Raw genomic sequence first — 13270 nt, forward strand, 5'->3', positions numbered from 1 at the left:
ATGCCGACGCACACCACGGGCCCGGTTACGGGTGGCGAGGCGGACGACACCGCGATCGCCGTGATCGGAGCCTCGTGCCGGGTACCCTCGGCCTCCCGGCCGGCGGAGTTCTGGCGTCTCCTCACCGAAGGCACCGACGCGGTCTCCCCGTGGCCCGCCGAGCGCGGCCCCGGCCGCTCCTGGCACGGCGGCTTCCTCGACAAGGTCGACGAGTTCGACGCCGCGTTCTTCGGCGTGGCACCCGACGAGGCCGCCGCGATGGACCCCCAGCAGCGGCTCGCCCTGGAACTGGCCTGGGAGGCGATGGAGGACGCCGGACTCCGCGACGACCAGCTGCGCTCCAGCCGCACCGGCGTCTTCGTCGGCGTCATGGAGGACGACTACGCGGCCCTGTCCGCCGCCGCCGACGACGGACCGCACACCTTCACCGGCCTGCACCGCGCCATCATCGCCAACCGCCTGTCGTGGACCCTCGGCCTGACCGGGCCCAGCTTCGCCGTCGACGCCGCCCAGGCCTCCTCCCTCGTCGCCGTGCACCTGGCCTGCGAGAGCCTGCGGCGCGGCGAATCCACCCTCGCCCTCGCCGGCGGCGTCAACCTGATCCTCTCGCCGCGCGGCATGGAGACCGCCGCCGGCCTCGGCGCGCTCTCCGTCAGCGGCCGCTGCGCCGTCTTCGACGAGAGCGCCGACGGCTTCGTACGCGGCGAGGGCGGCGCGTTCGTTCTGCTCAAGCCGCTCGCCCGCGCCGTGGCCGACGGCGACCCCATCTACTGCGTCATCCGCGGCAGCGCGGTCAACAACGACGGCGGCGGCGAGCGGCTCACCGACCCCGACGTCCACGGGCAGCAGGACGTGCTGCGCCGCGCCTACGCCGACGCCCGCACCGCGCCCGAGACCGTCCAGTACGTCGAGCTGCACGGCACCGGCACACCCGTCGGCGACCCCGTCGAGGCCGCCGCCTTGTCGGCCGTCCTCGCCCAGGGCGGCCCCGGCCGGCTTCCCCTGGCGGTCGGCTCGGCGAAGACCAACATCGGCCACCTGGAGGCCGCCGCCGGCATCGTGGGCCTGCTCAAGGCCGCGCTCGCCCTGCGCCACCGCCAACTCCCGCCGAACCTGCACTTCCGCACCCCCAATCCGGACATCCCGCTGGAACAGCTGAACCTGCGGGTGCAGACCGAACTCGCCGCCTGGCCGCGCCCCGACGAAACGCTCGTCGCCGGCGTCAGCTCGTTCGGCATCGGCGGCACCAACTGCCACGTCGTCCTCGGCGAAGGCCCGTACACCGGCCGGCCGCCCGCCCCCGAGCGGACCCCCGCCACCCTGGGCCGGGACCTCCCCTGGATCCTCTCCGCGCGCAGCGCACGCGCGCTGGGCGCCCAGACGCGGCGACTGCGCGCCCACCTGGAGGAGCACCCCGACCTCGACGCCGCCGACGTCGGCCGCTCCCTGGCAGCCACCCGTTCCGTCTTCGAGCACCGCACCGTCCTGCTCGGCGCGGACCGGGCCGAACTCACCGCCGCCCTCGACGGCGGACCCGCCGCCGACGCGGTCAGCGGCACCGCCAAGCCCGGCGGCACCGCCTTCCTCTTCCCCGGCCAGGGCGCGCAGCACATCGGCATGTGCCGCGAGCTGTACCGGACCTACCCCGTCTTCGCCGAGGCTCTGGACGAGGTGTGCGCCCAGTTCGAACCGCGCCTGCGGGACGTGCTGTTCGCCGACCCGGACAGCGACGACGCGGCGGTGCTCCACCAGACGCGGTACACCCAGCCGGCGACCTTTGCCGTCGAGGTCGCCCTGTACCGCCTCCTCACCTCCTGGGGCGTCACCCCCGACGTCGTCATCGGCCACTCCTTCGGGGAGATCGCCGCCGCCCACGTCTCCGGTGTGCTCTCCCTCGCCGACGCGGCCACCCTCGTCGCCGCGCGCGGCGAGCTGATGCAGGCGCTGCCCGACGGCGGCGCGATGTACGTGGTCGAGGCGACCGAGGAGGAGGCCGCCGAGGCACTCACCGGCATCGACGACGTCTCGATCGCCGTGATCAACGGGCCGACGCAACTCGTGCTCTCCGGCAACGGCGAGACCGTGGCCCGTATCGCCGAGGACTTTCGCGCGCGGGACCGCAGGACCACCAGGCTGCGCGTCTCGATCGCCGCCCACTCCCCGCTGATGGAACCCATACTGGCGGACTTCGCCGACGTCGCCCGCGGCCTGTCGTACGCGCCGCCCACCCTGCCCGTCATCTCCAACGTCACCGGCCGGGTCGCCACCGCGGACCAGCTGTGCTCACCGGACTACTGGGTCGACCACGTACGCGCCACCGTCCGCTTCCACGACGGCGTGGCCGCCCTCCGTGCCCAGGGCGCCACCCGGTTCCTCGAACTCGGCCCCGACGCCGTGCTCACCCCCGTCATCGAACCCGCCGAGTCCGAACTGGCCGTATCGCTGCTCCACCGGGACCAGCCGGAGCCCAGGGCGCTGCTGCGCGGACTCGCCGAGGCGTTCGTCGCCGGCGTCGGCGTCGACTGGACGGCCGCGTTCGCGGACACCGGCGCCCACCTCGTCGACCTCCCCACCTACGCCTTCCAGCGCGAGCGCTACTGGGTGGGCGAGGAGCCCACCGGGGCCGCTGCCCCGGTCGTGGCGGACGACCACGTCAGCTCCGCCACCCTCGCCCTCCGCGAGCGCCTGCTCGAACAGCCGGAGGGCTTCCTCGCGCAGTGGCTGGCCGCGCACCTGGCCGCACTGGACGGCCCCGAGCACGCCGAGGGCCGTACGACCTTCCGCGACCTTGGCTTCGACTCCGCCCGCTCCGTCCAGCTGCGCAACCGGCTCGCCTCCGCCACCGGCCTGCGGCTCCCCAGCAGCCTGCTCTTCGACTACCCCACTCCGGACGCCCTCGTCGACTATCTGCACGACCGGATCCTCGGCGTGCTCCCCGCCGAGGAGACCGTCACCCGCCGGACGGCCGTCGACGGCGACCCCATCGCCATCGTCGGTATGGCCTGCCGGCTGCCGGGCGGCATCGCGTCGCCGCGGCAGCTCTGGCAGGCCGTGGCCGACGGCGTGGACGCCACCTCCGAGTTCCCGACCGACCGGGGCTGGAACCTCGCCGCGCTCTACGACCCCGACCAGGACCGTGTCGGCACGAGCTACGTCCGCCGGGGCGGCTTCCTGGACACCGCGGGCGAGTTCGACGCCGAGTTCTTCGGCATCAGCCCGCGCGAAGCCATCGCCATGGACCCGCAGCAGCGGCTGCTGCTGGAGACCTCCTGGGAGGCGGTCGAGCGGGCCGGCATCCGCCCCGACACCCTGCGCGGCGGCCGCGTCGGCGTGTTCGTCGGCGCCACTTCGATGGAGTACGGGCCCCGGCTGCACGAACCGGTCGAGGGCACCGACGGCCTCCGGCTGACCGGCAGCACCTCAAGCGTGGCCTCGGGGCGGGTGGCGTACACCTTCGGGTTCGAGGGGCCGGCGGTGACGGTGGACACGGCGTGCTCCTCGTCGCTGGTCGCACTCCATCTGGCGGCGCAGGCGGTGCGCAACGGTGAGTGCGATCTGGCGCTGGCGGGCGGTGTCACGGTGATGTCCACGCCGGGCATGTTCGTGGAGTTCTCGCGTCAGCGGGGTCTGGCGGCGGACGGCCGCTGCAAGCCGTTCTCCGATGACGCGGATGGTACGGGGTGGGCCGAGGGTGTGGGTCTGCTGGTGGTGGAGCGGTTGTCGGATGCGCGGCGCAACGGCCATCAGGTGTTGGCGGTGGTGCGGGGCAGTGCGGTGAATCAGGATGGTGCGTCGAATGGTCTGACGGCGCCGAATGGTCCGTCGCAGCAGCGGGTGATCTGGCAGGCGCTGGCCAGTGGGCGGCTGGGTCCCGGTGATGTGGATGTGGTGGAGGCGCACGGTACGGGGACGACGCTGGGTGACCCGATCGAGGCCGAGGCGCTGCTCGCCACCTACGGTCAGGGCCGTCCGGAGGACGCGCCGCTGTGGCTCGGGTCGGTGAAGTCGAACATCGGGCACACGCAGGCGGCGGCGGGCGTGACCGGTGTGATCAAGATGGTGATGGCGATGCGGCAGGGTGTGCTGCCGCGCACCCTGCACGTCGGAGAACCGTCGCGGCATGTGGACTGGTCGGCGGGTGCGGTGAGTCTGCTGACGGAGGAGCGGGCGTGGCCGGAGGTGGACCGGCCGCGCCGGGCGGCGGTGTCGTCGTTCGGTATCAGCGGCACCAACGCGCATGTGGTGCTGGAGCAGGCTCCCGCGGAGGTCCGGCCCGCGCTGGAGCCTGTCGGGGATGGTTTGGTGCCGTGGGTGGTGTCGGCGAAGTCGGTGTCGGCGTTGGGGGAGCAGGCGGGGCGGCTGGTGGACGTGGCGCCGGGTCTGCGGCCGGTGGATGTGGGTTTCTCGCTGGCCACGGGCAGGGCGTCGTTTGAGCATCGTGTGGTGGTGCTGGGCCGGGACCGGGAGAGGTTGGTGGAGGGCTTGGTGGCGGTGGCCGGGGAGCGGTCGGCTGCGGGTGTGGTCCGGGGGACGGGTGTGTCCGGTGGTCCGGTGTTTGTGTTCTCGGGTGAGGGTGCGCAGTGGGTGGGTATGGCCCGGGGTTTGCTGGAGGGTTCGCCGGTGTTCGCGGGTCGGATGGCGGAGTGTGCGGTGGCTTTGGAGCCGTATGTGGACTGGTCGTTGTTGGCGGTGGTGCGGGGTGAGGAGGGTGCTCCGTGTCTGGATCGGGTGGATGTGGGTCAGCCGGTGTTGTTTGCGGTGATGGTGTCGTTGGCGGCGGTGTGGGAGTCCTATGGGGTGCGTCCGTCGGCTGTGGTGGGGCATTCGCGGGGTGAGATCGCGGCGGCGTGTGTGGCTGGTGCGTTGTCGCTGGCGGATGCTGCCAGGCTGGTGGTGGCGCGGGGCCGGTTGCTGGTGGGTGCGCGGGGTGCGGGGGCGATGGTGTCGGTGGCGTTGTCGGCGGAGGGGGTGGGGGAGCGGTTGTCGGGTGGGTTGGAGATCGCGGCGGTGAACGGGCCCGCGTCGGTGGTGGTCGCGGGAGACCCGGCGGAGGTGGCCGGGTTCGCCGAGGCGTGTGAGCGGGATGGTGTCCGTGTCCGGCAGGTCAGTGACGCGTTCGCTTTCCACACCAGCCAGATGGATGCCGTTGGTGAGGAGTTGGCGGCGGCGGTTGCTGGGTTGTCTCCGCGTGTGTCCGAGGTGCCGTTGTATTCGACGGTGACCGGCGAGTTGCTGGACACCGTCACGATGGACGCCGACTACTGGCGGCGGAATCTTCGGGAGCCGGTGCGTTTCGAGGCTGCGGTTCGGGCGTTGCTGGGTGCGGGGCACGGGCTGTTCATCGAGGTCAGTCCGCATCCGGTACTGACCGGCGCGGTGGAGCAGACCGCCGAACAGCAAGCGACTTCCGCTGTGGCTTTGGGCACGCTGCGCCGGGGCGAGGACGATCAGGAGCGGTTGCTGGCGAGTCTGGCGCAGGCGTATGTGCACGGCGCGGATGTCGACTGGTCCGTGTGGTTCGAGGGCCTCGGTGCGCGGCGGGTCGAGTTGCCCACGTACGCCTTCCAGCGCCGGCGGTACTGGCTGGAGACGGGGCATGGTTCGGCCGATGCGGCCGGGCTGGGGCTGGAGTCGGCGGGTCATCCGTTGCTCGGCGCGGTGGTGGTGCCGGCGTCGCAGGACGGTGTGGTGCTGACCGGGCGGTTGTCGTCGCACACGCATCCGTGGCTGGCGGATCATGTGATCGGTGGGTCGGTTCTGCTGCCGGGTACGGCCTTCGTGGAGTTGGCGTTGCGCGCCGGTGACGAGGTCGGCTGCGGGCTGTTGGAGGAGCTGACCCTGGAACAGCCGCTGGTGCTGTCCGGGGACCGCTCGGTGGCGGTGCAGGTGACCGTGGAGGCGCCGGACGAGACCGGGCGCCGTACCGTCGTCGTCCACTCCCGCCCCCAGGGCGCGGGTGAGACCGACGAGCCCATGACCCAGCACGCGACCGGCGTTCTGGTGGCGGGCGCGGCCGACGTCCCCGAGCAGGGCCTCGGGGTATGGCCACCCGAGGGCGCGGAGCCGGTTGATCTGACCGACGTGTACGAACACCTCGCGAGCCGCGGCTATGGCTACGGCCCGGTGTTCCGGGGCCTGCGCGCGGTGTGGCGGACGGACGGCGGCGAGTTCTTCGCCGAGCTGGCGCTCCCGGAGGGCACGCAGCCTCCGTCGACCGCGTTCGGTATGCACCCGGCGCTGCTGGACGCCGCTCTGCACGCCGTGCTGCTCGACACCGGGAGCGATGAGCTGCTGGTGCCGTTCGCGTGGACCGGGGTACGGCTGCACGCGGTCGGCGCCTCCGCGCTGCGCGTACGGCTGACGCCCGGTGCGGCGGGCAACGTGGCGATGGCGGCGTTCGACGAGGCCGGAGCGCCGGTCTTCGCCGCCGAGGCCGTCACCATGCGGGCAGCCGCGGCGGAGCAGTTCTCGGGCGCGGCCACCGCCGTGCGGCAGTCGCTGTTCGACGTTCAGTGGATATCCCTGCCCCCGTCCGAGCGCAGGCCGGTGGAGTGGGCCGAGCTGGGTACCGACTACGACCTGGATGCGCTGGTCACCGCCGGTACGGTGCCGGAACTCGTGGTCGCCCCGGTCGAGTCCGGCGGCGAGGTGCACGCGCGCCTCGGCGCGGTGCTGCGGCTGATCCAGCTGTTCGTGGAGGCCCCGGAGCTGGTCGACGCCCGGCTCGTATTCGCCACTCGGCACGCTGTGCCGGTGGTCGCCGGCGACGAGCCCGATCCGGTGACGGCGGCGGTGTGGGGTCTGGTGCGTTCGGCGCAGGCGGAGCACCCTGGCCGGCTGCTGATCGTGGATGTGGACGCGGATGTGGACGCGGGTGGCGTGGCGGATGTTGTGCCCGCGGTGGTGGGGTGTGGTGAGCCGCAGGTGGCGGTGCGTGGGGACCGGTTCCTCGTGCCGCGTCTGGTGCGGTCCGCCGCGTCTGGTCTGGTGCCGCCTGTGGGTGTGCCGTGGCGTTTGGAGGTGGGTGCGCGCGGGACGCTGGAGAGTCTGGCGCTGGTGCCTGCTCCGTATGTGGCGGAGGAGTTGGCGCCCGGGGATGTGCGGGTGGCGATGCGTGCGGGCGGTGTGAACTTCCGTGATGTTCTCAATGCGTTGGGCATGTATCCGGGGGATGCGGGTGCGCTGGGTAACGAGGGTGCGGGTGTGGTGCTGGCTGTCGGTTCGAACGTGGTGGGGGTGGGTGTCGGGGACCGGGTGATGGGTCTGTTCCCGCGTGGTGGGCTGGGTCCGGTGGCGGTGACTGATCATCGTCTTGTGGTGCGGGTTCCGCGGGGGTGGTCGTTCGCGGAGGCGGCGGCGGTGCCGACGGTGTTCTTGACCGCGGTGTACGGGCTGGTGGATCTGGCTGGTCTGCGGGCGGGTGAGTCGGTGCTGGTTCATGCGGGTGCTGGTGGTGTGGGTATGGCGGCGGTGCAGCTGGCGCGGTATTTGGGGGCGGAGGTGTATGCCACGGCGAGTCCTGGTAAGTGGGATGTGTTGCGGGGGTTGGGTCTGGATGATGCGCATATTGCGTCGTCGCGGACGTTGGAGTTCGCTGAGAAGTTTCCCGTGGGTATCGATGTGGTGCTCAATTCCCTGGCGGGGGAGTTCGTGGACGCGTCGGTGGGGTTGCTGGCCGAGGGTGGCCGGTTCGTGGAGATGGGCAAGACCGATATCCGCGACGCGGCGACCATGCCGGTGTCGTACCAGGCCTTCGACCTGTTCGATGTCAGCCCCGGGCGGCTGCGGGAGATGCTGGCCGATCTCGTGGAGTGGTTCGACCGGGGTGAGTTGGGCCGGTTGCCGGTACGGGCGTGGGATGTCCGGGAGGCCGCGGAGGCGTTCCGGTTCATCAGCCAGGCGCGGCACGTCGGCAAGGTGGTGCTGACGATCCCGCGGGAGCTGGACTCGCGGGGTACCGTTCTGGTCACCGGGGCGAGTGGCACCCTGGGTGGGCTGGTGGCCGAGCGGCTGGTCACCGGGCACGGCGTCCGGCATCTGCTGCTGCTCAGCCGGCGCGGCGTGGATGCGGCCGTTGTCGGGAAGCTGACGGAGCTGGGCGCGACGGTGCGGGTGGCGGCCTGCGACGTGGCCGACCGTGACGCGCTGGCGGAGGTATTGGCGGAGGTCCCGGCCGCGCACCCGCTCACCGGCGTGGTCCACACGGCCGGTGTGCTCGACGACGGTGTCGTCGGCTCGCTCACGCAGGAGCGGCTGGACACGGTGCTGCGCCCGAAGGCGGACGCGGTCGTCAACCTGCACGAGCTGACGGCGGACGCGGACCTCGCCGCCTTCGTCCTGTTCTCCTCGATCGCCGGCGTGATGGGTACGGCGGGGCAGGCCAACTACGCGGCGGCCAACGCCTACCTCGACGCGTTCGCCGCGCGCCGCCACGCCCGCGGCCTGGCCGCGGCCTCGCTCGACTGGGGCCTGTGGGGGCAGACCAGCGGGATGGCCGGAGGACTGGACGCCGCCGACCGCGACCGGTGGGCGCGCCTCGGTGTGCTGCCGATCGACACCGAGCACGGCATGGCCCTGTTCGACGCGGCGCTGGACAGCGCCCGTCCCACGCTGATCCCGATGCGGCTGAACCCCGCGAAGATCGACGCCGCCGCCGGGGTCCCGCCGCTGCTCCAGCAACTGGCCAGGACCGCGCCGCGGCGTACCGCGCGGACCCGCCCGGCGGGGCGCGGCTCCCTGCTCGACCGGCTCGCCGCCGCCACCGAGGCCGACCGGCACCACATCCTGCTCCAGCTCATCCGCGGCGAGGTGGCCACCGTCCTGGGCCACACCAGCGGCGACGGCATCCCCGCCGAGCGCACCTTCCACGACCTCGGCCTGGACTCGCTGACGGCTGTCGAGTTCCGCAACCGGCTGATGACCGCCACCGGACTGCGGCTGCCGACCACCGTGGTGTTCGACTACCCGAACCTCGCCGCGATGGCCGACTACCTGCTGGGGGAGCTGCTCGGGACGGTGGCCCCCGCGCGGGAGGCGGCCCCCGTGACGGCCGCCACCGACGAGGACGCGGTGGCGATCGTGGGCATGGCCTGCCGCTTCCCCGGTGGCGTCGAGAGCCCCGACGACCTGTGGCATCTGGTGTCCGGCGGCGAGGACGCGATCGGCGCGTTCCCGACGGACCGCGGCTGGGACCTGGACGGCCTCTTCGACGCGGACCTGAGCCGGTCCGGCACGATGTACGCCCGCGACGGCGGGTTCCTCGCCGACGCGGGCGGGTTCGACGCCGGCTTCTTCGGCATCAGCCCGCGTGAGGCGACCGCGATGGACCCGCAGCAGCGGCTGCTGCTGGAAACCTCCTGGGAAGCCGTCGAGAGCGCGGGCATCGACCCCACCTCCCTGCGTGGCGGCGACATCGGCGTGTTCGTCGGTGCCATCGCCCAGGAGTACGGGCCCCGCCTGCACGAGGGCGGAGAGGGCGCCGACGGGCACCTGCTGACCGGCACGACGACCAGCGTCGCCTCCGGCCGTATCGCCTACGCCCTCGGCCTCGAAGGCCCGGCGGTGACCGTGGACACGGCGTGCTCCTCGTCGCTGGTCGCGCTGCACCTGGCGGGCCGGGCGCTGCGCAACGGGGAGTGCTCGATGGCGCTCGTGGGCGGCGTGACCGTGATGTCCTCGCCGGGCATGTTCGTGGAGTTCTCCCGGCAGCAGGGGCTGTCCTCGGACGGCCGGTGCAAGTCCTTCTCCGACACGGCCGACGGCACGGGCTGGGCCGAGGGCGTCGGCCTGCTGGTGGTCGAGCGGCTGTCGGACGCGCGCCGCCACGGACACCAGGTGCTGGCGGTGGTGCGGGGCTCGGCGGTGAACCAGGACGGTGCGAGCAACGGCCTGACGGCGCCGAACGGCCCCTCGCAGCAGCGTGTGATCCGCAAGGCCCTGGCCGACGCCGGGCTGAGCGCCACCGACGTCGACGCGGTGGAGGCACACGGCACCGGCACGAAGCTGGGCGACCCCATCGAGGCGCAGGCGCTGCTGGCCACGTACGGCCAGGACCGTCCCGAGGACCGGCCGCTGTGGCTGGGTTCGATCAAGTCGAACATCGGGCACACCCAGGCCGCCGCCGGTGTCGCCGGTGTCATCAAGCTGGTGCTGGCCATGCGGTACGGCGTACTGCCGCGCACCTTGCACGTGGTCGAACCCTCGCGCCACGTGGACTGGTCGGCGGGCGCGGTCAGCCTGCTGACGGAGGACCAGTCGTGGCCGGAGGTGGACCGGCCGCGCCGGGCGGCGGTGTCGTCGTTCGGTATCAGCGGCACCAACGCCCACGTCATCCTGGAGCAGGCTCCCGCCGAGGACGCGCCGGCCATCCCGGAGGACGTGCCGAACCCGGGCGTGGTGCCGTGGGTGGTGTCGGCGAAGTCCGCGCCCGCCCTGGTCGAGCAGGCACGGCGGCTGGTGGCCACCGCACCCGGCCTGCGCCCGGAGGACGTGGGCCTGTCGCTGGCCACCGGCCGGGCGGCCCTGGAGCACCGGGCGGTCGTCCTCGGTCGGGACCGGGACGAGCTGCTGCGCCGCCTGGCCGCGTTCGCCACGGGCCAGCCGGACGACGGCGTGCTGACCGGTACGGCCGACGCGCTCGGCGCCGCGAAGACGGCGGTGCTCTTCACCGGCCAGGGCAGCCAGCGCGTCGGCATGGGCCGGGAGCTGTACGCGGCCTATCCGGTGTTCGCCGCCGCGCTCGACGCCGCCATCGCGGCACTCGACCCGCACCTGGACACCCCGCTGCGCGAGGTGCTGTTCGCCGAGGACACGCCGGAGGCCGCACAGCGGCTGGCCCGTACCGGATACGCGCAGGTGGCACTGTTCGCGGTGGAGACCGCGCTGTACCGGCTGGTCGAGTCGTTCGGGGTGCGCCCCGACTACCTCGTGGGCCACTCCGTCGGTGAGCTGACCGCCGCCCACGTGGCCGGCGTGCTGTCTCTGGAGGACGCCGCGAAGGTGGTCGCCGCGCGTGGCCGCCTCATGGAGCGGCTGCCGGACGGCGGCGCCATGGCGACCCTCGCCGGAGAGCCTGAGCAGGTGGCGGCACTGGTCGCCGACCAGGCGGACCGGGTGTCGATCGCGGCGGTCAACAGCCCCCGCTCGGTGGTGATCTCCGGCGACTCCGACGCCGTGGACGAACTGGTCGCGCTCTGGAAGGCGCGGGACGGCCGGCCGCGCGCGAGCCGGCTGCGGGTCAGCCACGCCTTCCACTCCGCGCACATGGACCCGATCCTGGAGGAGTTCCGCGCGGTCGTGGGCTCGGTGCGGCTGCGGCCGCCGGCCATTCCCGTCCTCTCGAACGTCACCGGCGAACCGGCCACCGACGAGGAACTCACCAGCCCGGACTACTGGACCCAGCACATCCGGGCGACCGTGCGCTACCTCGACAGCACCCGCCGCCTGCGCGCGGAAGGGGTCACCCACTACCTCGAACTGGGCCCGCACCCGACCCTCACCACCCTCACCGAGGAGACCTTCGCCTCGGACGACGCGGAGACCGAGGGACCGGCGGCAGGCACCGTCGCGCCGGTGGCGGTGGCCGCGCTGCGCGCCGACCACGACGAGCCGCGCACCCTGCTCAGCGCCCTCGCCCAGCTGCACACGCACGGCGGCTCCGTCGACTGGGCGGCGGCCCTGGACGGCACCGGTGCGCGCCGGGTCGGCCTGCCCACCTACGCCTTCCAGCACGAGCGGTACTGGCTGACCGCCGCGGACCGGTCGGCGGACGTCGCGTCCGCCGGCCTGGGTGCCGCCGGACACCCGCTGCTGGGCGCGGTGGTGAGCGTGCCCAGCGCCGACGGCGCGGTGGTGCTGGCCGGCCGGCTGTCGCCGCGTACACACCCCTGGCTGGCCGACCACGCGGTGGGCGGGTCGGTGCTGCTGCCCGGTACGGCGTTCGCCGAACTGGCCCTGCACGCCGGTGGGCTGGTCGGCTGCGGCGTCATCGAGGACATGGCCCTGGAGGCGCCGCTGGTGCTGACGGACCACGGCGCGGTGCGCGTGCAGGTGGCCGTGGGCGCCGCGGCCGCCGACGGCCGACGGCCGGTATCGGTGCACTCGGTGGCGGAGACCCCGGAGGCCGACGCCGACGGGCTCGCGGAGGAGACGTGGACCCGGCACGTGACGGGTCTGCTCGCCCCCGACGCCTCGGTTCCGGAGGCCACCGGTCTGGAGGCATGGCCGCCCGCGGGTGCGGAGGCGGTGTCGCTGGAGGGCTTCTACGAGGAGCTGGCCGGGCGGGGTTATGGCTACGGGCCGGTCTTCCGGGGTCTGGAGTCGGTGTGGCGGGCGGGCGATGACCTGTTCGCCGAGGTGGTCCTGCCGGCCGAGGCCGATGGTTTTGGTGTGCATCCGGCGCTGCTGGACGCGGCGCTGCACGCGTCGCTGCTCGACACCGGGAGTGATGAGCTGCTGGTGCCGTTCGCGTGGACCGGGGTGCGGCTGCACGCGGTCGGCGCCTCGGCGGCACGGGTGCGGATGTCACCCGTGGCCGACGGCCGTCTCGCCCTGCTCGTGGCGGACGAGACCGGCAGGCCGGTCCTCACCGCCGAGGCGGTGTCGCTGCGCGCGATCGCGCCAGAGGCGCTGTCCGCCGCGGCCACTCCCGGCGAGGACTCGCTGTTCGAGGTGCGGTGGGTGTCGGTGCCGGTGGGTTCGGTGGTGGCGGTCGAGTCGGTGGTGCTGGGGGTGGATTGCGCTGATGTTGCGGGACTGGCCGGGTGTGGTGAGGTTCCGGGTGTGGTGGTGTCGGTGGTGGAGCCTGGTGGTGTGGCGGGTGCTGAGGTGGTTGGTGTGCTGGAGGTGGTGCGGGGGTTCTTGGCTGAGCCGGGGTTGGCTGGTGCGCGGTTGGTGGTGGTGACGCGTGGTGGGATGGCGGAGGTGCCGGATCCGGCTACAGCGGCGGTGTGGGGTCTGGTGCGGTCCGCGCAGGCGGAGTACCCGGGGCGTGTGGTGCTGGTGGACGTGGAGGGCGACTTTGCCGTCGGCTCGTTGAGGGGTGCGGTGTCGGTGGCGTTGGGGTGTGGCGAGCCGCAGGTGGCGGTGCGGGGTGAGGGTGCGTTGGTGCCCCGTCTGCTGCGGCTGGGTGGGGTGTCGGGTGCGGCGGGTGTGGCCGGGCCGGTGTGGGATGCGGTGGGGACGGTGTTGGTGACGGGTGCCAGTGGTGCGTTGGCTGGTGTGGTGGCGCGGCATTTGGTGGTGGAGCAGGGGGTGCGGCGTTTGGTGTTGG

Annotated in this window: 1 protein-coding gene (cut by a window edge); it reads left to right on the forward strand. The window is 73.1% G+C overall.

Annotated features, from left to right (window positions below):
• On the forward strand, nt 1-13270 hold the beginning of the coding sequence (locus PS467_RS40800) for an SDR family NAD(P)-dependent oxidoreductase (RefSeq protein ID WP_311039560.1). It continues 22838 nt past the right edge of the window; 13270 of the gene's 36108 nt are visible here — the first part of the coding sequence; it begins with the start codon at nt 1-3; its stop codon lies off the right edge, out of view.

This window comes from Streptomyces luomodiensis, from assembly GCF_031679605.1.
Lineage (GTDB): Bacteria > Actinomycetota > Actinomycetes > Streptomycetales > Streptomycetaceae > Streptomyces > Streptomyces luomodiensis.